The organism is Oceanobacillus sp. M60, assembly GCF_053839645.1.
On sequence record NZ_JBSSNH010000004.1, the window covers coordinates 149,927 to 171,968 of the forward strand.

A 22,042-nucleotide genomic window follows, 5' to 3' on the forward strand; every position below is an offset into this window, starting at 1 on the left:
TATAGCATCACGTTTTTATTTTGAAGGAGAGTGAACTTATGAGTGATCAAATGAATCCAAATCAGCCAGTGAATAATAACCAGGCTTACTACCCAAACCCTTATTATTATCCGCAGGCAACAGGTAGTTTTTATCCAGCTTATTCCGTTCGGCAGTATGCCCAGCCAAGCAATGGAACTGGCGGCGGACAGTTAACCAACCAGCAATCGTTTATTGAGAATATTTTACGGTTGAACCGCGGAAAATTAGGTACCTTTTATCTGACCTTTGAAGGACAGCAGCCAACGTCATTTCGAGGCTATATTGAGGAAGCCGGACGGGATCATATTTTAATTCGGGAGGAAGACTCCAATCGTCGTTTCTTATTATTAATGGTGTATCTCGATTATGTATTATTTGATGAGGAAATCAACTATTCTTACCCATATGGCGGCAATCAGGGCCAATTATCCAACTACAATCCAAGATAAAGAAATAGAAGCAGTAAATAAAGCGTAGACATTCATGAAGTCTACGCTTTATTTACCTTAAAATGTGTGTATTGCGAGGAGATTAAAATGAGACACCCTCTGGAAAAATTTATACGCATGGAAATGCTTGCAATAATTGGCGGCCTGTTTGCCGGGATTTTTGCCTGGATAACAGGATGGATGTTCTTTTTATTCCTAGCTTGTTATCTTTTTGTATTCAGCATGCTCAGTAATGTTTTCATTTTGCTGTATACACACAGAGCTTCCGATGCCATGAAACAGGTTATCCGGGCTTTTTTATTGTTTATATTTCTTACTTCTCTTTTCTTTTATATATAAAAAACGTTTTAACCTTAAAAATCAAAGGCTAAAACGCATTTTTTCATACTAATTTCATCGCGCCTATCCCCAAAAGAACCCAGCCTGCCAAAAAGGCCAATCCTCCAATTGGTGTAATCATCGCAAGCGCTTTGACGCCGGTTAAAGCATAGATATATAAACTTCCTGAAAATAAAATAATACCTGTTAAGAACAGCCAGCCGCTGGATGCAAAGAGACTGCTTCCTTCAAATTTTCCTAAAAGAAGCGCAACTGCAACAATGGCTACGGTGTGGAACATTTGATAATCTACCGCTTTGCCCCAATTTGTTAAGGCTCTTTCGGACAGCCTTCCTTCCAGACCGTGTGCACCGAATGCTCCAAAAGCAACTGCCAGAAATCCAAGGATAGCTCCAATGATTAAAAATAACTTCATCTTTTCATCTCCTAATCATAACATATTATATAAAATACATTTTCCATAACCTAAAAATCAAATATAGAATCCCCATTGGCATCTTCTTCTATCAGCTTATTCTTTTCCGGTACAGCCCCTTTGTCCGCAGGCTGCTTGCCGAGCATTGCTCTCATCTCTGCTTCCGAAATTCGCTCCTCTGTATCTTCTATATTTACTTGCTTCTGACTGGCAACACTGGAATCAGAGCTCCCTGAAAGAAACAGTTCACTTAACAGGTGGATATTTTCCATATGTTTTTTTACTTGATCTTCCTGATGGGCTTTTCTTTTGGCTTCTTCCAGCTCATGAATCATTTTATTGATTATTATTTCATTGCTTACAGCCATACAACCCCTCCTTTTTCTGCATTCATTACGAATTATAGCACAGAAATCCTTTAAACCTGAAAACATAAAAAAAGAGCTTCAGACGATAGCCGTCTCTCTGCTCTTTAACGTAATATACGATTTACGTTCAGCTTTCTTCCCGATATTTCCTCCACGGTATAGCGTTCATACATCCATTTCAAAAATATAACCTCAGATTCTTCTAATTCTCTTCCTAGCTGTGTTGAAGTTTGATGATATAGATGAAAAAAGTTTTTCATTCTTGAAAACTCCCCCTATACTGCGCAGTCAAATATAGAAATATTATAGCATTGTCTATTTTTATCTTCAATAGGAGAATTTTTCAAGTTTTCATTCTAAAGAAAACGCTTTATCTGCTTATTACAGCAAATTTTAACAAGAAAAAGATTCTCCTGACATATTATCTCCTTTAATTACATTGAATATGTCAGAAGAAATTTCTTCCTTTATATCAAGCTATTTATTGTTTTATTTATCCTCTATTGTGGATTGCAAAGCGTATAACTTTTCATTCATTATTTCCATCATCTGGTCCATCGCCTCTTTACGAGGTACATCCTCAGGCAAATAAATCGGATCACCAAAGATAATTTTCGGCTTTTTAAACTTAAACAGCTCTTTAAAATTATTTGGACCTGTGTAAGCTGCAGGAACAATCGGCGCCTTACTGTATGCAGCAATGGTGACAGCCCCTCTTTTTAATGGAACCTGATTCGTTGTTCTTGTGCCGCTGGGGAAAATACCGATGACTTTTCCTTCTTTTAAAAGCTTGCGAGGCACTTTAATCGTGCTGGGTCCTGGGTTATCCCGGTCTACAGGAAATGCATTTAATTTTTTCATCAGCCATCTTAGAGGGCCGGATTGAAATAATTCCTTCTTCGCCATATAGTGGACTTTCGTCGGCAATAGACTGACTCCTAACCACAAAATATCGACCCAGCCTGTATGGGTACATGCGATAATATACCCGTCTGATTGCGGGAGTTTTTCTTTTTGAAATACCTTTACACGTCCAAATAAACTTAATATAACTTTTAATAGATATGCAGCAAAATAATACATGCGTCTCTTCCTTTTTTCAAATTTAGTACCTGGTGCTTATATAAGATACTATTAGAAATAGCGTAAAATTACAAGATGTTTATGATAATTAAATGATGTCAACGACGGATAGGCTATTGTCTTTTACAATCCGCTGTATAATCAAAGTATAAATGATAATGATGTTGGCAGCCTTCATTAAAGGCAGATTCACAACGGAGGCACTTGTCCGTATTTAAATACTGTTTAATCGTATGTTCTGTTTTACAAACACCGCACAAAACCGCCGGCGTATCGAATTCATCTTTCCCCCATACAGCTGCTTTATGATTTTCACATTCTGCGTGACACTGAAAGCATGGATAATATTTCTGGCAGCATTTAAAGTTGATGGCAATAATATCTTTTTGCGTATGATAATGCCTGCATCTTGTCTGATTATCAATCACTGGTCCGTGAACTGTCGGCATGTTATTCCCTCCCCGCGTCAGCAATTATCCAGTAAAAAAGCAGCACACCCTCATTCTATCGAAAGCGTCCTGCTTTTAAACATTAGTTCTGATCTTCTTCTGTGTCAGCTTCTTCTGCCAGGGAAACGCCCAGCTTATCTTCAAGTACAATAATCCTGGCGCGCAGCTCATCGATATCATCTGTCGTTGCCAGTCCAGATTCTCTAGCTAATTCTTTCTTTTTCTCTCTGCTTTTTTCGTCCCACTCGTCTTTTTTAGTGCTGCCTTTTTCCATAAAGTTATCTAAAACAGTTCTTGCCTGCTCTTGTGTCAATTCATTCTTTTCTACTAATTCTTTCACTTTTTGTTCAAATTTCTCTTTCCCGCTTACTGCAGCACCCAGCCCCAGTAAAAATCCTTTACGTAAATAATCACTCATCATTTATACCTCCTATTGTATGCTGTTATGATGATTCCTTAAAACTGGATGAAGCTTGCTTTTTCAGCCTGCCATCCTTACAATACGTGAAACAGGAATGTTCTATACATTATTTGGGTACATATAATAAAATAAACTTTCTTACTACCTATTATATAAAACATTTTGCTGTCACGTAAACGATTTTGGCGCCAAATTTCCCTGATATACTTTTATATTCCCTTTATTTACTATATTTAATCATTATCTAGCTATGCCCTATTGAATAAAATTACGTTTGATTGTATAATCATACAGTTACAATTTTTAGTTTCTATATTATTTAGGAGGAAAATAAATGAAGTCCTATTCCTTTAGTCAGATTATTAAATTCATTATTCCATCTTTATTAGGTTTATTCCTATTTTTATATCCATTACCGACAGAGGAAGGGTTTACCATACCTATTGCCTTTTTAGCCGGTACACTGCAGGATATACTTGAAAGCAATCTGTCTCTTATTATGATGATCGTTATTATCATCACTGCTGGATTCACTGCCTTTGCTAAACTAGCCGGTGAATCAACTTTCAGCAAATCTCCTTTCCTGCATCAATTATTTTATACCACATGGTTCTGGACAATTACACGTCTGTTGGCAGCCGTTTTTGCAATTATGGTTTACTTTCAAATTGGTCCGGAGTTTGTTTACAGCGAAGATACAGGCGGCATGTTGCTGGACAGCCTGCTGCACACCCTGTTTGTTACCTTTTTATTCGCCGGTCTCTTTTTACCTTTCCTGACGAATTTTGGATTGCTGGAGTTTTTCGGAGGTATCATGAGAAATATCATGCGGCCTTTATTCCGTCTCCCGGGCAGAGCTTCTGTCGACAGTTTAGCTTCCTGGGTCGGAGATGCGACAATCGGGGTACTGCTGACAAATAAACAGTATGAGGAAGGTTATTATACAAAGCGGGAAGCAGCTATTATCAGTACAACGTTTTCGGTTGTATCCATTACGTTCACTTTAGTTATTTTACAAGAAGTTCGTTTAGCACATATGTTTTTGCCTTTTTACCTGACTATCCTGATTGCAGGAGGAGCTGCAGCTTTCATTATGCCGCGCATTCCGCCGCTCTCTAAAATGCCAAATACCTATATCAGCGGCAAGGAAAGAACAGACGATGAAAAAATCCCTGCATCGGATAATGTATTTACTCACGGATTCAAAAATGCCGTCAAACGTGCAGAGAAAGAAACGAGCTTCCGTACCTTTTTTATAGACGGCGGAAAAAATATTTTTGATATGTGGTTTGCTGTCACACCTGTTGTGATGGCGTTCGGAACGTTGGCAGTGATTATTGCAGAATATACACCGTTATTCCAGTGGCTCGGAATGCCATTCGTTCCTATTTTAGAACTAATGCAGATTCCATTTGCCCAGGAAGCATCTGAAACCATTCTGATCGGTTTTGCAGATATGTTTCTGCCAGCCATTTTAATTACTGGCGTAGAGGCAGAAATAACACGATTTATTATTGCTGCCTTATCTGTAACACAGCTTATTTTCATGTCTGAAGTCGGCGGACTGATTCTAGGTACTAAAATTCCAGTATCCTTCCGTCACTTAGCTATTATCTTTTTAATGCGTACCGTGATTACACTGCCAATTATCACCCTTATTGCGCATCTGTTATTTTAAAATCAATAAAAAATGCGGAGCCCTTTCCGGGAACTCCGCATTTTTTATTTTACATTTTTTTAAGAAGATGTTCCTTTGTGCCGGTGGTTAAATAATGATTTAACCTTGGCTAAGCGACCTTCAATCAGCGGCTGGGAGATGGTCAAAATAGGCTTGCTGGACAGCGAAATGACAATCAGCGCTGACAAGCCGGCGATTCCGACGACATCAAACCAATGATGAACAGATAATAAATCAAATTCTCGCAGGAACTGAACGATAAAACCATGCAATAAGTAAACATATAATGTTCTTGTTCCAAGGACTGTTACCCAGCCCAGGTTTCTTTTAGGAATCCAGGCTAATATACTGATTGTCATCACTGCTGCAATGGCATAAACAAATAACCGCACGAAGCCGCCGAAACTCTCCACACCTAAATTACTGTATGATTTTGAAGCAAGCAGCCATCCGGTATCGATAACCGGGAATACATAAATTAATACGAACATACTTGCCATCACAGCAATTGAAGCGATCTTCACTTTGCGATGCTTCACCAGCATCATTTGATCGACGGTTAACCAGTAACCAATCAAGAAGAATGGAAAAAACACAAATGTTCTGGATAAGCTGAACGAATGCCCAATTTCTCCAAAATAGCCGACAACGATACCTATCAATATGGATAAAGTAATACTCCACCCAGCAGGTATCTTTTTAAATAACACAAGCAGAATATGCCAGCTGAATAAGCTGAATAAGAACCACAATGACCATTGCGGATAGAAAACTCCAGTCTGCCAATCTGCTTTTCCTATAAAGAAATAATAAATCGTATATAATGTTTGAAAGATAAAATATGGAACAATTAACTTTTTCGTTAAATTCCATATATATTTCTTATTTCCTGAGCCTTTTGCAAAGAAACCGGCTAATAAAATGAACGCCGGCATATGGAAGGTATATATCCATATATAAATTGCTTCTGTCGATTGTGAATCGCTGATAAAAGGTTGAATCATATGACCAAAAACAACGAGAAAAATCAAAAACACTTTCGCATTATCAAAAAATGCATTTCGTTCCATAGACCATCCCTCTATTTCGTACACCATTTTAAAGTTGTATATTCTACTTTACTCGCTTTTATTTAAAAAATCTCCCCAAAAAGGGAATTTTTATCGTTTTGTAATCTATTTGTTAGTGTCTCGAAAAAATGTAACATGAAACAAAACTTTACGGAGTCGGGCTTTTATTTCATTTCCCAGTAAAAAGTCATATGATAACAATTTGAGCTGAAGCTCTCCTTGTTTCATATGACCTTGATACATTCTTACTTTTCTATCTGAACGGTTGGTTCCAGCCCTAATTGAACGTTTCCTTTTATTGCTCTTGAAATCATGCATGATTCTTCTGCTTTTTCAATGAGTTTATTAGTTAAGCGTATCTGCTGCTCTGCCGCCTCTTTTTTTAAGGTAACATGGGGACGGTGGATGATTTTTTCGTAAGTGAAAATGCCATTTGTTACGTCTACCATCCCCTCAGAGGTTATGCTCATGGTATTAACAGGAACTTCTGCACGTTCCAGCATGGCTGCCAATGAAATAATATAGCATGTCGCAGCCGCTCCAAGCAGCATTTCATCTGGATTGGTACCAATACCGGGCCCATCCATTTCTGGCGGGATGGAGATTTTCGTTTGTAAATTCCCGGCGTTGATATACCCTTCGCTGTTACGACCGCCTTGCCATTTCCCTTCTAGATGAAAGTGATGCAATGTCATCCGGATCACTCCTTTTTTTCTTTTCTTTCAATTATGACGCACGGGAAGATTTTTTACAAAAAATAGAATTTTAAAATCTGCTGATTAAAAAAGTCGTGCTGTTCCTATTGCAGGGCAGCACGACTTTCCCTCATAGTACGGGATTATCTCATTTATCTGGACTGTTCTTTATTTCTTTTTAATTTCGGACTAGATGCAAACCAGCCGATTAACGCAATTCCTACAAGAATAATATAGAAGGAAGCTTTCCATAATGTAGAGTGCGGGAAGTGCTCTGGAATCACAGCTAAATCCGGATTGGCTAATACAATAACAGCCAGTTTCACTCCTACCCAGCCCACAATCAGAAATGCGGCGATTTCCAATGTTGGCCGTTTATGCAAGAGACCTACAAAAATATTGGCAGCGAATCGCATAATAATCAAGCCAATCATACCGCCGGCAAATACAACAGCAAATTGACCGGTATCCAAGCTTCCAACATGGCCGAAATCTGTTGGAGGCAATGCTACCGCTAAGGCAACAGCTGCTAAAATGGAATCAACAGCAAATGCTAAATCTGCAAACTCCACCTTCACCACAGTCATCCAAAATTCTTTTTTAGATGCTTGTTCAGGCTCCTGATTTCCTGCCGCACCAGCCTTTTTACCATTTTGTGCCGATGCATCGGAAGTCTCCGGCTCCTTCTTCTTAAACCTGTCATATAAATTCTTTCCTGATATAAATAAAAGATAGGCAGCGCCTAACGCTTGTACAATCCAGAAATCGACCAGGAATGAGATAACAAATAAAGACGCAAAACGCATTACAAATGCCCCGGCTAATCCATAAAATAATGCTCTCTTCCTTTGTTTTTCAGGAAGGTGTCTTACCATGATGGCCAATACAAGCGCATTATCAGCAGCTAATAAGCCTTCTAATGCAACTAATACAAGCAAGACCCATAAATACTCCAGCAATAGTTCAGTTCCCATGATGTATTCTCCTCTTCTACATGTGTTTTGCAGAAAAGGCCATAAAAATAGACCTTTACCTGCAATCGGTAAAGGTCTCGCTAACAACTTTTCTGGTTGCCACATAAAGCCGGAGACGGTTATCTCGTAATGACGACTTTACGTGTACAGCTACTCCCCTTTAGGAAATAAATGTTTACTAAGCTTTTTTAATATGACGTTCCCAGACAGCAAAAATGTTTCCTTCCTGTCTTTTGCCAGCCATTTATTTAAGTATACTTTATTAAAACCTTTTTCATGCTCTTTGTCAATATCTTTTACAGTAACTTTATATTTAAATCGACCGCAGATGTTTATAGCTTTCTGAATTCGGTTAATGTAAAATAATATATAGCATAACTTGGAAAGAAAGTAGTGTGATTCAATGACACAGAAACGCTGGTTTCAATTTTTTATCTTTTTTATTTGTTTGTTTACATTAATTTTTCTCATCTCTATAACGCATTTTATCTTTACACCTGTTCTGCAATTAGTCGGTGCTGTAGCTCTTCCGATTATCGGTGCAGGTATTCTTTATTACTTAACCCGGCCATTGATGAATCTGCTGGTAAGATATAAAGTCCCGCGGATTTTATCTATTATTATCGTATTCCTGGTTATCATCGGGGTCGTTACGCTATTCATTGTATTTATCTGGCCGATCGCCCGTGATCAGTTTGAAAATTTAATGGACAGTATTCCTGGAATGGTTAGTACGGTCGAGAGCTGGATTGGGTATTGGCAGGAAAATATTGCTTTAGTTCCTGACCAGGTAATCGATGCCATCAATAATTTTGCCAATGATATTCCCGGACACATTGAAAGTGTATTGAATAATGTCTTTGGCTTTTTAGGAAGCTTCATTGGTCAATTGGTAAGTATCATTGCCGGCATAATTCTGGTTCCATTCTTCCTTTTCTTCATGTTGAAGGATGGAGAGAAGCTTGTACCTTTTATTCTGCAATTTTTCAGCAAGAAAAAAGCAGAAAACTTACATGGACTATTAAGTAAAATCGATAATGTATTGTCCTCGTTTATCCAAGGACAGTTATTAGTAAGTTTTGCAGTAGGTATCCTCTTGTTAATAGGTTACTTGATTATCGGTTTAGAGTATGCCGTCGTACTTGCTCTATTCGGTATGATGATGAATGTCATCCCATTTTTGGGACCTTATATTGCTGTTGTTCCAGCTATCCTGGTTGCAGGGTTCCAGGATCCAATGAATATCATATGGATAGCTATTATTATGTTTGTTGCACAGCAGCTGGAAAGTGTATTTATTTCTCCTAATGTGATGGGGCAGGCGCTTAATCTGCACCCGCTGACTGTTATCACAGTTATCCTCGCGGCAGGAAGTATTGCCGGATTTTTAGGAATTTTATTCGCTATCCCTGTGTATGCAATAATCCGGACAATTGTAATCCACTTTTACCAAACCTTTGTGGACTCCAGAAAAAATAAAGACGATGCATTGATTTAGGAGGGGTTTTCTTGACAACAAAAGCAGAACTGCAACAAAAGCTCGATGAATTAAAGTCTGATTACATCCGTATCCAAGGAGATTTAGACAAGTTAGAGTTCGTCAAAGGACGTGTCTCCTCTGCCGAAGAACAACTGGTCCGTTTAGAAGGAGAGATTGCTGAGGTAAGAAAAGAATTGGAACAGTATAATAATTGATAGAATAACAAAAAAGCTAAAAAGTTTTCTTTTTAGCTTTTTTGTTATTTCTTTTTACAATTCACAACGCTTTCAAGAAAAAAATCCTAAAATGAAATTTTATGACAGCCGGGACTTCTTATCGCCTCTTCTCGTTCTACTTATCTACACCAGAAATCCCCTCACCTGTTGATAGGGAAACCTTCTCTCCCTGATATTCAATCACCTCAGGCTTTTCTGTTAACCATAATGGAGCATCTAAATCATAATATATAACATTTGGATGGGCGGCTGCAAAATGAGCTGCTGCTCCGACAGAATAGCTTGATTCCATCATACTGCCAATCATACATGGAACCTGATTGACCATTGCAAGATCAGCAATGATTAATGCGTTATAGATACCGCCAGATTTCATTAATTTTATATTAATTAAATCTGCGTAATGCCCTTGAATAATCTTAAAAGCATCTTGTGGAGAGAATATACTTTCATCCGCCATTATAGGTGTTTTCACATTATCTGTAACAAATTTAAGACCTTCCAAATCATTTGCTTTTACAGGCTGCTCGATAAATTCAATTCCAGCATTTATACGCTCCATTTCTTGAATTAACTGTACTGCTTGTTTAGGTGTCCATCCTTGATTTGCATCTAATCGAAGCAATATTTCAGAAGGAATGACTTCTCTAATAGCCAGGATTCTATCCATATCAAGCTCTGGTTTTGCACCAACTTTAATTTTCAAACTTGTATAGCCTTTTTCCACCCACTTGTCGGCATCTTTCGCCATTTTTTTTGGGTCATCCACGCCTATTGTCATAGATGTCTTAAGTGATTGATAATCTCCTAATAATTGATAAAGCGGGACCCCCATCCATCTGCTGTATACATCATGTAAAGCAATATCAGCAGCTGCTTTAGCACTTGTATTTCCAATACAACTATTTTGAATAGCAACCAGTAACGATTGAAAATGTCGTATATCCTGCTGCAGAATCGCCTGTTTAATTGGTCCTTCTAATGCTGCTTGAATACTTTCTGATGAATCTCCAGTGATTACCCACGTAGGAGCAGCTTCTCCTCTTCCAGCTAATCCATTTTCTAAATAAATAGTCACAGTAATACTCTCTATATATGTTGCAGTTCTCAGCGCTGTCTTAAATGGTGTATGCAGCGGTATTTTCCTGCGAGAAGTTCTTATATCTTCAATAAACAATTTATATTCTCCTTTTAGTGTCAATTTCGTATCCTATCATTCTTTAAAGCATTTCAAGGATTTTCCCAACAAGCATTCCAAAATAGGTGCCTAAAAACGAACCTATCAATGCCATGATGACCCCCACAGGAATCAGAGTCTTACTATATGCTGCTGCAAGCATCGGTGCCGACGCCATACCTCCAATATTAGCTAAACTAGCTATTCCTAATGTAAACAAATCTAACTTAAATAATTTACCTAGCAGGAGCATAATAATTAAATGAACAAGCATAATTAAGAAACCAGAAATAATATAAATAGGTGCTTGAGCAATTTGTGAGAAATCTGAATGGGAAGCAATTAAAGCTATAATGATATACAGCATGACATTCGAAACATCTAAAGCACCTGGAATTTTAGATAAACGAGTTTGACCAAGTACCAGTCCAACAACAGAAGCGATTAAAATAGTCCATGTTGTAGCACTAAATACATCGCCGAGTTCAGGTAAGTTATCTCCGGCTAGTGTTGCTAATGCTGAAACAAACAGACCGATCCCCAGCAAGTAAATAATATGTTTAAATTCAATCCCCTGATTATCTGATGATGCCTCATTTGTTTCATATTCATTGTCAATCATCGTTATATCTGCTTTGGTCCACCGATTAAATGCACCAGCAAATGGGACCAGCCAAAACATAAACATCACCCAAACAGCATAATTAATTGTATCCATCATTAAAATGTATCCAAAGATATTTTCCGGAACTTGTAAAATATCTTGTAAAGCAACCATATTTGCACTGCCGCCAGTCCAGCTACCTGCCAAGGCCCCAAAAGCGCGCCAAGTATCGGCAGCATATAATTGATTAAATATAAGATAAACAACCGTAAAGCCAATAATTATACTTATTACTGCAACAAAATAACCACCTAACATACGAGGGCCTAATTTAATGATGCTTCGAATATCGCATTTTAATAACATCAACATTAACATAGCGGGTAGTAAAGCATCTTTCACTGCTACATAAGATGATTCTGTAGCCTCATTATCAAATAAACCAATAGTCTGTAACAAAGCTGCACCAATATAAATCAAAACAATACCTGGTATAAATTTAAAAAATCGATTTGAGCTAAATTTACTTTCTATCCCTACCATCAAAGCGGCTAGAGCTACTAAGACGGCAATATAAATAAATCCATCCGTAATCATATTATTCCTCCTCACTTTCATTTAAGATTTTTTTATGATTCTAATCCCCTAATGTTTTCTATATAGCCCCTTTCTTCAAAATTTCCATCCTCACAAATACCAATCTATTGAATCATCCATATTTAGCGAAAAAAAATCCAGTCTAACTAAAATAAAATTTTAGTTAGACTGGATTTCAACTAGGTTTCTTTAGTTAAAGCAGCTTTTACTTGAGTATATTTATATTCAGCATCTCGATAGGCTACGAGCAGGGCTTTTTGTGATGAACCGTGATACCTTTTGCGAATGGACTCTTCTATTAAAGAGTTGCCCATTGCCTCACCAATAAACAGAGATTTAACGAAATGATTCGTTAATTGAATGGTAGACGAACATTCGCAATCCACAATTTCATCTGTTTGAAAGTCTACCACTAGCGCTACAAAAAATTGACTATACTTTTTTGTAATTGGATTATTCTGTGAAGCTTTGGCATCGCCGATAATATAGACTGTATTTGAATGATACAACAGATAAGTCTCCTTTAATACAATGCAGGTAATATAAGGGATCCACGAAGGGTAATCGTAGTTACTCATATCATGCAGGCGCTTTCTTATTTTGTTATTATAATATTTTTAAAATTACAGGTCAACTACTTTTTATAATATCTGCATTTTAAATATTTGACTATTATTTCTTTGTTTTAATTAGTTATAGTTATTTACGTGGAGAACAAGTAATATATTTTAAGCAAAAGCTGCCTTTCTGACTGCTCTATCAGAAAGGCAGCTTTTTACTTATAAAGAAATTATAATATCTTATATCTTTTTTGCACTTTACGAGAGTATAAAAATTTAAGCAATAAAGTATAAGCATAACTGCCAAGGCGACCATGCGCTTTTTTAGCTTGGTTTTCTTTAAAATTTATTTTACTTTTCCTTTGGTCAAACTGACAATCTTATCTCCTGATGCGGGTACAGTACGCATTTCCTCAGAGAAAAACTTCAGCTGTCCGGATGGTTTGATTAAGAATAAATATACCGTCTCCGGATCTTTTGCCTGTTTGTAGTGTTCAAATGTGAATTTATCAGTGAGTGTTGTCTGCCGTACAGTAAACCCATTTTCCGCTTTATCGATTAGATCCTCCAAAGAGAATTTTTTATCAAATAAAATACGGCCGCCAACCTGTGAAACCATACCAGTTGAGTATCCATTATCCTTGAATGTTGTGTACGGACTCACTTTAAACACATTAGTTCTTCCATATTCCGGAAGAAACGTTGTACAGAGGAGCGAGTTATACGATTTATCATGCGTCAGTGTTAATAAATACTCGTATGGAATCGTATCGAGATGATGCTCTGTCTGCTCGGACAACATGCTCCCATGATAAAATTGCAGGCCTTCTTTTCTTGCCAGAGAAAGATTTTCCCACGAAGAATCTACAATGATAGACGGATAATTTGCTTCTTTTAATGATTTAGCCAATTGAATCGTAAATGGATTGCTTCCGACAATAAGCGCTCCCGGATTCCCTTTATTCGACAGATTCAGCTTTTTAGAAAGCCAGCCGATAGAAAATCCATGCGCAATAACCGTAAAGATAACCAGCGCAAAGGTTAATGCCGTCAGAATAGATGCATCCTCATAGCCTGCTTCTGTTAACACCCCGGCAAAATAACCAGAAACTGTTAGTGCAACAATTCCCCGCGGTGCAATCCAGCCAATCAGCACTTTTTCATTAAGGCTAAGCCCAGTTCCAATAGTTGACAAGAAAATAGATAAGGGACGGACAGCAAACATCATCAATAATACGTAGCCAATAATATGAGGGTTAAAAATTTGCATAATCGTTGCCACATCCAGCGAGGCTGTCAGCATAATAAAAATGGTTGAAATCAGCAGTACCGAAATATTTTCTTTGAAATGGCGCATATCCGATACAGAGCGAATCCCCATATTTGCCAAGGTAATTCCCATCGCAGTGACAGATAAAAGTCCCGTCTCATGCATAATGACATCCGCAATGGTAAAACAGAATAAGACAACAACGACAACTGTCGGAGACTTTAGGAATTCAGGCACATGCCCCATTTCGAACATCCAGCCAAGTCCGCGTCCTAATATCCAGCCTAAGAAAACGGCAAATAGAGAGCCTGCGAAGAATAATAAAATCTGACTAGCTTCGGGATTAGATGCGGTGATAAACGTAATAATTTCAAAAGCAAAAACCGCAAGCAACGCTCCAATTGGATCAACAATAATCCCTTCCCACTTTAAAACCTTCGCCGGACGTGCTTTCAGCTTCGCCTGACGTAAAAGAGGCATAATAACGGTCGGACCGGTCACAACAAACAAACCGCCAATCACAAAGGCAACTGCCCAGGATAATCCGGCAATATAATGAGCGGTCAGCGACCCTAAAATCCAGGCAATAAATGCTCCTACCGTAGATATCCGGAAGATTGGTTTTCCAATTCCGCGTAATTCTTTAAAGCTTAAATTTAAGCTTCCTTCAAATAATATAATTGCTACAGCAACAGAGATAAGCGGACTGTACAAGTCCCCAAAATCCTGTTCTGGGTTAATTAATCCGAAAACAGGGCCAATGATTAGTCCTGTAGCAGCCATCACAACGATAGCCGGCATACGAAAGCGCCATGCGACCCATTGGGAAGCGACACCTAATAAGCCAATCAACATTAATTCAAACAGCAAAGAAGGTACCATATATCCTCCTCCTTTTCAAAAAGATATAGCATATTTTAAAGATGAAACAGGGAAATGTAAATTCATATGAAGTTGTCCATCGAAAAATTAACATTTCCTTATGTCATATTTGCTTTTTGACAGCATTTCCAGCTGTTATTCACCCTTTTTCCTTACTTTACTTTCGGGCTAAAACGTTCTAGGATAGAAAGTAGAATAATGATGTAATTATCTAACATATACAAACTCGAAATAATAAACTCAAGCTATTCTTTCCTATATCAGCAATTCATGCTACAGCGGTTTTAATGGGGCGAGTAATCGTAGCAACGGTTTTAATAGACCGAGTAATCGCAGGTCTCAATGTTGTCAGGTTAATGCGGCCGCTGCGGAAAAAACACTACGCTAGATAGGTTTTATTACTATCTAAATAATATTTAAGAAAATTCATTAACCTGACAACAATGGTAATCCCAGCCCCAGCGGTTTAATGGGATGAATATTCGCATCCTCAACCAACCTCAATAAGGGAGATTTATCTATGGAAAAGTATTTAAATATTTTACAGAATTACTTTGGTTACTCCAGTTTTCGGCCTGGACAAGCTGAAGTTATTGATACAATTGATCAAGGTGAAAATGTCCTTGCTGTGATGCCGACCGGTGGCGGAAAATCACTCTGTTATCAAGTACCCGGGCTTGCGATGAACGGAACAGCAATTATCATTTCACCGCTTATTTCACTGATGAAGGACCAAGTTGACGGACTGCATGCCCTCGGGGCAGCAGCAACTTATATTAACAGCTCCATTTCTGCAGGTGAGCAGTATCAGCGTTTAATGGCGATGCAGCAAAATCGCTATCAATTTGTTTATGTTGCTCCAGAGCGTTTTGAATCAGGGGCTTTTATTCAAGCCTTGCAGCAGACTAATATATCTCTGATTGCCTTTGATGAGGCGCACTGTATATCCCAGTGGGGTCATGATTTCCGTCCAAGCTACCGCTCTATCGTTCCTATTCTCCAGGAGATTGGCGGCAATCCAACGGTTATGGGGCTTACCGCGACAGCGACCCCTGAAGTAATTGAAGACATACAGGCTCTTTTACATATCGCTCCTGCAAATACAGTGCATACTGGCTTTGAAAGAAAAAATCTTTCCTTCTTTATCGAAAAAGGGGTAAATAAAATAGATTATATTCTTTCCTATCTGAAAAAACATCAGGGAGAAGTCGGTATTATTTATGCAGCAACACGAAAACAGGTCGAACATGTCTATGATGTCCTAAAAGGGAAAGGTTATGCTGTTTCCAAGTACCACGGCGGATTGTCCGAGCAGGAACGGCAGGCTGCGCAAACGGCCTTTATCTTTGACCAGACAGAGTTGATGGTTGCTACGACTGCATTTGGAATGGGGATTGATAAATCAAATGTCCGCTTTATTATTCATTATGCCATTCCGATGAATATGGAATCGTATTATCAGGAAGCAGGAAGAGCAGGACGCGACGGCGAGCCGAGCAACTGTGTCCTGCTTTTCTCTCCTCAAGATATCCATACTCAAAAATTTTTGATTGAGAAATCCGATTTGGATGAAGAAGGAACACAGCGGGAATATCAAAAATTGAATAAAATGGTGAACTACTGTCGTACACAAAACTGCTTATACAGTTATATTTTAAACTATTTCGAGATGGGGTCGGCCGCATCTTCTGTATCTTGCGGACGCTGCAGCAATTGCCTGAAGCAAGGAGAGTTAGAGGATATTACCGAAGAAGCGCAAATGATTTTATCCTGCGTGAAGCGCATGCGTGAACGCTTTGGCGCTTCCATGACAGCGAAAGTTTTAAAAGGTTCAAAGGATAAAAAGCTGATTCAGTTTGGCTTATCGAAATTATCTACTTACGGCATCTTATCCAAATATACGGAGAAGGAAATTACAGAAAGAATCCACTTCTTAATCGCTGAAGAATGCTTATCCGCAGAGGAAGGGCAGTTTCCTGTTTTAAAACTAAACCGGAAGTCCATGGACATCCTGACCGGAAAAGAGAATGTTACCATGTTTATCCAGGATGTCCCTGCTGTCAGTGAAACAGATTACAGTGATGATCTCTTTGAGTCACTGCGCCAGTTAAGAAGATCGATGTCTCAGGAGCTGGATTTGCCACCTTATGTGCTGTTTTCAGATATGACATTAAAAGAAATGGCCCGCTATCTTCCAGAAGGTAAGGATGAATTCTTACGGTTAAAAGGAGTAGGACAAAAGAAATATGACCTCTATGGAGAATCCTTCCTGGAAGCTGTTGCCGAATGGAAAGAAAAAAACCCGGATTACAAAGCCCCTACTGCCATTCATTATCAAAAGGCTGCGAAAGCAAAGGATGCGGATGACCGGCCGTCCTATCAAATATCATATGAGCTCCTGCAAAAAGGAAAAACGATTCGAGAAATTGCTTCCATCCGGGATTTAAAAGAGCTGACCATCGAATCACATATTTTTCAGGCTTTCCAAAAGGGATATACGCTGAATTGGAATCTATTCTTTAATACCGAGGAAGAAGGCAAAATTTTATCCAAGCACGAAGAAATTGATCCAATTGGATTGAAGGAGCTGAAAGAGGCTCTGCCGGAAGATTACACCTATCGCAAAATCAAAGCAGTTCTAGTAAAGAATGATAAGTTTATGGCGAAAGAAAAAAGCTCTTAAGCCATTAAAAAAGGCAGCAAGATATTTTAAAAAATCTTGCTGCCTTTTTTTGATTACTATTTTGTTTAATTACTTCATATCCAGCGCCCAAGTCCCGTTACGGAAAACCGGCTCTGATTTCCCATCTGCAGTAATTCCGTCAATGTCCATTTTATCTGATCCAATCATAAAATCGACATGGACCAGACTGTCGTTCACGCCATGCTTGTCTAACTCCTCTAAGTCCATTGTAGCTCCGCCTTCGAGATTCGTTGGGTAAGCTTTCCCTAACGCAATATGACAGGATGCATTCTCATCAAATAACGTGTTATAGAAAATAAGCCCGGATTGCGATACTGGAGATTCGTCCGGAACCAGCGCAATTTCCCCCAAACGGCGGGCTCCTTCATCCGAATCCAGTAAATGCTTCAAGACCTCTTCTCCCTGCTCTGCTTGAAAATCAACTACTTTTCCATCCTTAAAGGTTAAGGAGAAGTTATCAATTAAGCTTCCGCCATAGTTTAATGGTTTTGTGCTGGATACGGTACCATTAACCCCATATTTATGCGGTACGGAGAAAACCTCTTCTGTCGGCATATTCGGGTTAAAGGTGACTCCCGTCTCTGCTACGGCCGATCCGCCTTTCCAGATATGCCCCTCCGGCAGCTCCATTTCTAGGTCTGTACCAGGTGCTTGAAAAATTAATTTTTGATAGCTTTTCTTATTTAACACTTCTCTGGCGGTTCTTAATGTTTCATTATGCTTGTCCCATGCTGCAACAGGATCGTCCTGGTCAACACGGACAATTTTTAAGATAGCCTCCCAAAGGCTGGCAACCGCATCCTCTGCTGATTTATCAGGGAAGATTTTCTTTGCCCAATCCTTTGAAGGGATAGAAATAATCGTCCATGGAATCCGGTCATTCATTGTATATTTACGGAAGTTCACCATTGCTTCAGCGGCAGCTTTAGTTGCTTTGGCAACACGGGATGGATCAATATCCTTTAATAAATCCGGATTGGTGGAGCGAATATTTACAACGGCAGCGCCGTCTTCTGCAAATGTATCATGCAATTTCACTTTCCATTCCGGATAATTCGTAATTACTTCATCCGGGGCATTCTCGTATTTTAACAAGGTAAGCTCATCATCCACCCAGTTAATATGGACATCCTTTGCTCCCATTTCATATGCTTTACGGGCAACAATCCGTGTAAATTCTGCTCCTTCAATCGGGGCATTGATCATGACAGCTTGTCCTTTTTGTAAATTAACCCCTTTTTTCAATGTTAATTCTGCATATTTTTCTTGTACCTGTGCCTGAACCATTTATGCGTCCCTCCATATTTACAAATTTATTTTTCTTTCTTATCATACCCTATTATTTCATATCCCTTTGAATATTTCTAAAGAAAACATGGAATTCGTTATCCCCCATTCCGGCTTTCATTTACTACCTCTCCTATTTATGATACCCTATCATTAGATTACTTTTCGTAACTAATGTATATATCACGCATTTTAGATACAAGATTGTTTTATGGGGGTGGAAAAATGAATCAATTATGTCCACGTTTTGAAAAAGCAATGGTCTTATTAAGTACACGCTGGGTCGGTCTTATTTTATTTGAACTATTAAAAGGGGCAAAACGTTTTTCAGAGATGGAAGCAGATCTCCCAATCAGCGGGCGTTTACTATCGGATCGTTTGAAATTACTGGAAAAAGAAGGGATTGTCGAGCGGAATATCTATTCGGAATTTCCAGTTCGTATTGAATACACCTTATCAGAGAAAGGAAAAGCACTGGAGCCTGTTATTAAAGATATTCAGCGCTGGGCGGAAGAATATGTCTCAGCAGATAACGAAGTGAAGTAAACCTTTCTCTTATATCTAGAAATCTTTTATTTTATAAGAAATACAAGAACACCGCTTTGTCTTTAAATCACTAGTGTTCTTGCCAAAGAGATGTCCGCTCCGGAAAGTCGCTTTCCGCGGGCAACGGATCAGCCTCCTCGGAAGAAAACCACTTCCTGCGGGGTCTTCACCTGTTGCCTTTCCCGCAGGAGTCGACTTCCCTCCGCTCCCATCTTTGAAGAAATATGCTTCATTTGCTTTCTTTCAAAGAAATAACGCAAATTCTAGCGACGGGTTTGATGGGGCGAGTAATCGCAGCAACGGTTTTAATAGACCAAGTAATCGCAGGTCTCAATGTTAACAGGTTAATGAATTTTATACAGATAGTAATAAAACCTATCTAGCGGAGGAAAAACACGTAGACTCCTATGGGAAAGCGCAGGGTGAAGACCCCGCAGAAAAAAGCGTACTTCTTTTTTTCGAGGAGGCTGAGCGCAAGCCCATGGAAAGCGTAGTGTTTTTCCGCAGCGGTCGCATTAACCTGACAACATTGAAGATTACTCCCTCCATGAAACCCGTTGGAGCGGCTATTTATATAAACATTCTTTTTCTTTTAAAAAATCCAAATGTATGATGAATCTCTGTCCTATACTTCCTAAAGTAATCTCTATGGATAGACGGCGGTTCACTGATATATTTGGATTTTCTTAAGCTATTCTTAAATTTTTTTCTAAACCTCCCCATCTGTTGTATGATAGAAGCAGTCAAAAAACAAGGAGTGGAAATGCATGCGGGAACAGCCTAATGTAAAAATTGCTACAGATGCTATCAAAGCATGGCAGCTTACAGCACATATATATGCACTCATCTTTTTATTGATAACCATTGGAGCAATTGTTGTGTATATTATTTTCGATTTTCTGCCGCTCTGGATTGTTTTCATCATTGCCGGTCTTACCGTGGCGGAATGGATCATCACCGCTTTGATTATTCCAAAATTAAGATGGCGCAGATGGCGTTATCAGGTCTACGATCAGGAGATTTACATACAACATGGGATTCTTATAGTAACGCGGACAATTGTACCAATGATTCGTGTCCAGCATGTCGATACACAGCAAGGGCCCGTCTTGAAAAAATATAAGCTGGCCACCCTGGAAATATCAACGGCAGCGACAACACATCAGATACCTGCTTTATTAGAAGAGGAAGCATATGATTTACGCGATCAAATTTCTGAATTAGCAAGGGTGGAGCAAGATGATGTCTAATCCGAAACGACTGCACCCCGCTGCAGTAATATTTAATATTATTCAATCATTGAAACAATCTATCATTGGGCTTTTACCTATTGCTATTGTCATTATCAGAAACAGTAATACCTTTTATCTGATAATCGGTTTGCTTGTAATCATCGGATTAATCATTTTATTCAGCTTTTTATCATGGCTTCGTTTCACCTATCAATTAGAGGAAGACCAGTTACGTATCGAACGCGGAATTCTCATTCGTAAAAAACGCACGATTTCCAAGCATCGGATTCAGTCTATTGATTTATCACAGAATGTTATTCACCGCATCTTCGGGTTAACCAAAGTAGCCATTGAAACTGCAGGGAATGACTCCTCTACAGATGCCGCGCTGTCTGCGGTCCGTATGGAGGACGGGCGCATGCTGCATGATGAATTAAAATACAAGAAACACGTACCGGATACCGGGGAGCTGGAAACCGAGGTATCAGATAACGAACAGCAGGAGCAGGATGAAGCTCACCTCCCTAAACGGACAATAACAATTCAAGCCCTGTTGATTACCGGCTCCACCTCAGCAAGCTTCGGAATTTTAATCGGGCTCTTCGGGGTTGCCTTTTCTCAGGTTGAAACTTTGATTCCAGACCAATTTTACGATGATGCGACACGCTGGCTTCTGTCTCTCGGCATGCAAATTATCATTATTTTAGCGATTATCGTTCTCATCTTTCTATGGTTATTAAGTATTCTATATACGGTGATTAAAGATTGGAATTTTACCATTACCCGTTATGAAAAAGAACTATTTATTACCAGAGGGTTATTAGAGAAAAAACAAACAACCATTCCATTAAAAAGAATACAGGCAGTGGGGATGAAGGAATCCCCTATTCATCAACTATTTGGCTTTGCCAGACCTTATGTTGAAATTGCAAGCGGAGAGATAAATAGCAGTCAGGAAGTAAATACGATTATTTTCCCGCTGCTCCGCAAGAAAGAATTTGTAGCTTTTCTAAGTGAATTTTTACCGGAGTATAGCTATCGTACGGAGAATCTGATTCATCCGCCGAAAAAAGCCTTACCTTATTATCTATGGCGGTCCATCAATCTTCCGTTATTAGCTGTTATCATTACAGGTATTTTCTTCGTATCCTATATCTGGATACCTGCAATTATTATGCTGGTCCTCGGGATAATGGGGTTTGCTGTATTCAAATCCATCGGCTATGCGATTGATGAACAGCAGATAACGATTCAGACACGAACAATCAGCAAGGATACTGCGATTATTCCGCATCGAAGGATCCAGGCCTTGCAGCAGAAACAGCATCTGCTTCACCGAAAGCAGTCCCTTGCAACGCTGGACATGGCTATTTTAAATAAAGGCGCAGGACGCCATTTTGTCATTAAAGAGCTGCGAACAGCGGATAGTTATTCAATTGCTGACTGGTATTCTTATCGGGAAAAAGTGTAATACAATATATAAAAAGCCGGTTAAAATCATATGT

Annotated in this window: 23 protein-coding genes; 9 read left to right on the forward strand and 14 right to left on the reverse strand. The window is 38.9% G+C overall.

The genetic code is table 11. The annotated features are described in order from the left end of the window. The first annotated feature begins 38 nt into the window (after window positions 1-38). Window positions 39-470 carry a spore coat protein GerQ gene (gene gerQ, locus ACW0TQ_RS11410; protein WP_042529373.1) on the forward strand — a complete coding sequence of 144 codons (432 nt, stop codon included), beginning with the start codon at window positions 39-41 and terminating at the stop codon, window positions 468-470. An 87-nt stretch (window positions 471-557) separates the two neighbouring features. Next, window positions 558-809 carry a hypothetical protein gene (locus tag ACW0TQ_RS11415; RefSeq protein ID WP_042529371.1) on the forward strand — a complete coding sequence of 84 codons (252 nt, stop codon included), beginning with the start codon at window positions 558-560 and terminating at the stop codon, window positions 807-809. Window positions 810-852: 43 nt separating this feature from the next. Here ACW0TQ_RS11415 and ACW0TQ_RS11420 read toward each other — a convergent pair whose 3' ends face one another. The 6 genes from ACW0TQ_RS11420 to ACW0TQ_RS11445 all read right to left on the reverse strand — a co-directional run bounded on the left by ACW0TQ_RS11420 (window position 853) and on the right by ACW0TQ_RS11445 (window position 3,542). Beyond that, complete coding sequence (locus tag ACW0TQ_RS11420; RefSeq protein WP_042529369.1) at window positions 853-1,224, reverse strand: DUF423 domain-containing protein; 372 nt, start codon at window positions 1,222-1,224, stop codon at window positions 853-855. 50 nt (window positions 1,225-1,274) lie between these two features. Further along, entirely contained in the window at window positions 1,275-1,592 is a 318-nt protein-coding gene (locus ACW0TQ_RS11425; protein ID WP_341173374.1) for a YwdI family protein, read from the reverse strand. Between the two features lie 104 nt (window positions 1,593-1,696). Continuing rightward, on the reverse strand, window positions 1,697-1,852 hold the full coding sequence (locus ACW0TQ_RS11430) for a hypothetical protein (protein ID WP_175296994.1): 156 nt from the start codon (window positions 1,850-1,852) through the stop codon (window positions 1,697-1,699). Between the two features lie 229 nt (window positions 1,853-2,081). Then, window positions 2,082-2,675, reverse strand: coding sequence for a lysophospholipid acyltransferase family protein (locus ACW0TQ_RS11435; protein WP_193064726.1), 594 nt, complete (start codon window positions 2,673-2,675; stop codon window positions 2,082-2,084). A 113-nt stretch (window positions 2,676-2,788) separates the two neighbouring features. Next, entirely contained in the window at window positions 2,789-3,124 is a 336-nt protein-coding gene (locus ACW0TQ_RS11440; RefSeq protein WP_042529363.1) for a CHY zinc finger protein, read from the reverse strand. A gap of 82 nt (window positions 3,125-3,206) precedes the next feature. Next, a complete protein-coding gene (locus ACW0TQ_RS11445; protein ID WP_193064738.1) occupies window positions 3,207-3,542 on the reverse strand; it encodes a phasin family protein in 336 nt (111 codons plus the stop codon). 337 nt (window positions 3,543-3,879) lie between these two features. Between ACW0TQ_RS11445 and ACW0TQ_RS11450 the strand changes: the two genes are divergently transcribed. Continuing rightward, complete coding sequence (locus ACW0TQ_RS11450; RefSeq protein ID WP_332094103.1) at window positions 3,880-5,223, forward strand: YjiH family protein; 1,344 nt, start codon at window positions 3,880-3,882, stop codon at window positions 5,221-5,223. A gap of 59 nt (window positions 5,224-5,282) precedes the next feature. Here ACW0TQ_RS11450 and ACW0TQ_RS11455 read toward each other — a convergent pair whose 3' ends face one another. From ACW0TQ_RS11455 to ACW0TQ_RS11465, 3 genes are all read right to left on the reverse strand, one after another. Beyond that, window positions 5,283-6,293 (reverse strand): acyltransferase family protein, encoded by a 1,011-nt coding sequence (locus ACW0TQ_RS11455; RefSeq protein ID WP_042529357.1) that lies wholly within the window; start codon window positions 6,291-6,293, stop codon window positions 5,283-5,285. Between the two features lie 245 nt (window positions 6,294-6,538). Continuing rightward, window positions 6,539-6,988 carry an OsmC family protein gene (locus tag ACW0TQ_RS11460; RefSeq protein WP_332094102.1) on the reverse strand — a complete coding sequence of 150 codons (450 nt, stop codon included), beginning with the start codon at window positions 6,986-6,988 and terminating at the stop codon, window positions 6,539-6,541. Window positions 6,989-7,140: 152 nt separating this feature from the next. Beyond that, on the reverse strand, window positions 7,141-7,962 hold the full coding sequence (locus ACW0TQ_RS11465) for a TerC family protein (protein ID WP_042529354.1): 822 nt from the start codon (window positions 7,960-7,962) through the stop codon (window positions 7,141-7,143). Between the two features lie 403 nt (window positions 7,963-8,365). On the opposite strand from ACW0TQ_RS11465, the gene ACW0TQ_RS11470 reads away from it, so the two are divergent. After that, entirely contained in the window at window positions 8,366-9,460 is a 1,095-nt protein-coding gene (locus tag ACW0TQ_RS11470; protein WP_193064731.1) for an AI-2E family transporter, read from the forward strand. Between the two features lie 11 nt (window positions 9,461-9,471). After that, window positions 9,472-9,657: an SE1832 family protein gene (locus tag ACW0TQ_RS11475; protein ID WP_042529350.1), complete on the forward strand. Its 186-nt coding sequence runs from the start codon at window positions 9,472-9,474 to the stop codon at window positions 9,655-9,657. Between the two features lie 136 nt (window positions 9,658-9,793). Here ACW0TQ_RS11475 and ACW0TQ_RS11480 read toward each other — a convergent pair whose 3' ends face one another. The 4 genes from ACW0TQ_RS11480 to ACW0TQ_RS11495 all read right to left on the reverse strand — a co-directional run bounded on the left by ACW0TQ_RS11480 (window position 9,794) and on the right by ACW0TQ_RS11495 (window position 14,768). Then, a complete protein-coding gene (locus ACW0TQ_RS11480; RefSeq protein WP_042529348.1) occupies window positions 9,794-10,855 on the reverse strand; it encodes a dipeptide epimerase in 1,062 nt (353 codons plus the stop codon). Between the two features lie 43 nt (window positions 10,856-10,898). Beyond that, window positions 10,899-12,056, reverse strand: coding sequence for a DUF819 family protein (locus ACW0TQ_RS11485; protein ID WP_042529346.1), 1,158 nt, complete (start codon window positions 12,054-12,056; stop codon window positions 10,899-10,901). A gap of 179 nt (window positions 12,057-12,235) precedes the next feature. Continuing rightward, window positions 12,236-12,565, reverse strand: a complete 330-nt coding sequence (locus ACW0TQ_RS11490) for a DUF3870 domain-containing protein (RefSeq protein WP_042529344.1) — start codon at window positions 12,563-12,565, stop codon at window positions 12,236-12,238. 397 nt (window positions 12,566-12,962) lie between these two features. Continuing rightward, on the reverse strand, window positions 12,963-14,768 hold the full coding sequence (locus tag ACW0TQ_RS11495) for a cation:proton antiporter (RefSeq protein WP_042529341.1): 1,806 nt from the start codon (window positions 14,766-14,768) through the stop codon (window positions 12,963-12,965). A 520-nt stretch (window positions 14,769-15,288) separates the two neighbouring features. Here ACW0TQ_RS11495 and recQ point away from each other — a divergent pair. Then, window positions 15,289-17,451 (forward strand): DNA helicase RecQ, encoded by a 2,163-nt coding sequence (gene recQ, locus ACW0TQ_RS11500; RefSeq protein ID WP_379542215.1) that lies wholly within the window; start codon window positions 15,289-15,291, stop codon window positions 17,449-17,451. A gap of 69 nt (window positions 17,452-17,520) precedes the next feature. Here recQ and ACW0TQ_RS11505 read toward each other — a convergent pair whose 3' ends face one another. Then, a complete protein-coding gene (locus ACW0TQ_RS11505) occupies window positions 17,521-18,759 on the reverse strand; it encodes an aminopeptidase (protein ID WP_042529336.1) in 1,239 nt (412 codons plus the stop codon). Between the two features lie 225 nt (window positions 18,760-18,984). Between ACW0TQ_RS11505 and ACW0TQ_RS11510 the strand changes: the two genes are divergently transcribed. From ACW0TQ_RS11510 to ACW0TQ_RS11520, 3 genes are all read left to right on the forward strand, one after another. Then, window positions 18,985-19,305 (forward strand): winged helix-turn-helix transcriptional regulator, encoded by a 321-nt coding sequence (locus tag ACW0TQ_RS11510; protein ID WP_455725676.1) that lies wholly within the window; start codon window positions 18,985-18,987, stop codon window positions 19,303-19,305. A gap of 767 nt (window positions 19,306-20,072) precedes the next feature. Further along, window positions 20,073-20,555, forward strand: a complete 483-nt coding sequence (locus ACW0TQ_RS11515; protein WP_042529332.1) for a PH domain-containing protein — start codon at window positions 20,073-20,075, stop codon at window positions 20,553-20,555. Beyond that, window positions 20,545-22,008 carry a PH domain-containing protein gene (locus ACW0TQ_RS11520; protein WP_455725677.1) on the forward strand — a complete coding sequence of 488 codons (1,464 nt, stop codon included), beginning with the start codon at window positions 20,545-20,547 and terminating at the stop codon, window positions 22,006-22,008. Before ACW0TQ_RS11515 ends, ACW0TQ_RS11520 begins: the two co-directional genes overlap by 11 nt. Window positions 22,009-22,042: the final 34 nt, after the last annotated feature.

What these genes read in the sequence shown, in the direction of transcription:
- gerQ (WP_042529373.1), top strand. Translation starts at nt 39, where the DNA reads ATGAGTGATCAAATGAATCCAAATCAGCCAGTGAATAATAACCAGGCT.
- ACW0TQ_RS11415 (WP_042529371.1), top strand. Translation starts at nt 558, where the DNA reads ATGAGACACCCTCTGGAAAAATTTATACGCATGGAAATGCTTGCAATA.
- ACW0TQ_RS11420 (WP_042529369.1), bottom strand. Translation starts at nt 1,224, where the DNA reads ATGAAGTTATTTTTAATCATTGGAGCTATCCTTGGATTTCTGGCAGTT.
- ACW0TQ_RS11425 (WP_341173374.1), bottom strand. Translation starts at nt 1,592, where the DNA reads ATGGCTGTAAGCAATGAAATAATAATCAATAAAATGATTCATGAGCTG.
- ACW0TQ_RS11430 (WP_175296994.1), bottom strand. Translation starts at nt 1,852, where the DNA reads ATGAAAAACTTTTTTCATCTATATCATCAAACTTCAACACAGCTAGGA.
- ACW0TQ_RS11435 (WP_193064726.1), bottom strand. Translation starts at nt 2,675, where the DNA reads ATGTATTATTTTGCTGCATATCTATTAAAAGTTATATTAAGTTTATTT.
- ACW0TQ_RS11440 (WP_042529363.1), bottom strand. Translation starts at nt 3,124, where the DNA reads ATGCCGACAGTTCACGGACCAGTGATTGATAATCAGACAAGATGCAGG.
- ACW0TQ_RS11445 (WP_193064738.1), bottom strand. Translation starts at nt 3,542, where the DNA reads ATGAGTGATTATTTACGTAAAGGATTTTTACTGGGGCTGGGTGCTGCA.
- ACW0TQ_RS11450 (WP_332094103.1), top strand. Translation starts at nt 3,880, where the DNA reads ATGAAGTCCTATTCCTTTAGTCAGATTATTAAATTCATTATTCCATCT.
- ACW0TQ_RS11455 (WP_042529357.1), bottom strand. Translation starts at nt 6,293, where the DNA reads ATGGAACGAAATGCATTTTTTGATAATGCGAAAGTGTTTTTGATTTTT.
- ACW0TQ_RS11460 (WP_332094102.1), bottom strand. Translation starts at nt 6,988, where the DNA reads ATGACATTGCATCACTTTCATCTAGAAGGGAAATGGCAAGGCGGTCGT.
- ACW0TQ_RS11465 (WP_042529354.1), bottom strand. Translation starts at nt 7,962, where the DNA reads ATGGGAACTGAACTATTGCTGGAGTATTTATGGGTCTTGCTTGTATTA.
- ACW0TQ_RS11470 (WP_193064731.1), top strand. Translation starts at nt 8,366, where the DNA reads ATGACACAGAAACGCTGGTTTCAATTTTTTATCTTTTTTATTTGTTTG.
- ACW0TQ_RS11485 (WP_042529346.1), bottom strand. Translation starts at nt 12,056, where the DNA reads ATGATTACGGATGGATTTATTTATATTGCCGTCTTAGTAGCTCTAGCC.
- ACW0TQ_RS11495 (WP_042529341.1), bottom strand. Translation starts at nt 14,768, where the DNA reads ATGGTACCTTCTTTGCTGTTTGAATTAATGTTGATTGGCTTATTAGGT.
- recQ (WP_379542215.1), top strand. Translation starts at nt 15,289, where the DNA reads ATGGAAAAGTATTTAAATATTTTACAGAATTACTTTGGTTACTCCAGT.
- ACW0TQ_RS11505 (WP_042529336.1), bottom strand. Translation starts at nt 18,759, where the DNA reads ATGGTTCAGGCACAGGTACAAGAAAAATATGCAGAATTAACATTGAAA.
- ACW0TQ_RS11510 (WP_455725676.1), top strand. Translation starts at nt 18,985, where the DNA reads ATGAATCAATTATGTCCACGTTTTGAAAAAGCAATGGTCTTATTAAGT.
- ACW0TQ_RS11515 (WP_042529332.1), top strand. Translation starts at nt 20,073, where the DNA reads ATGCGGGAACAGCCTAATGTAAAAATTGCTACAGATGCTATCAAAGCA.
- ACW0TQ_RS11520 (WP_455725677.1), top strand. Translation starts at nt 20,545, where the DNA reads ATGATGTCTAATCCGAAACGACTGCACCCCGCTGCAGTAATATTTAAT.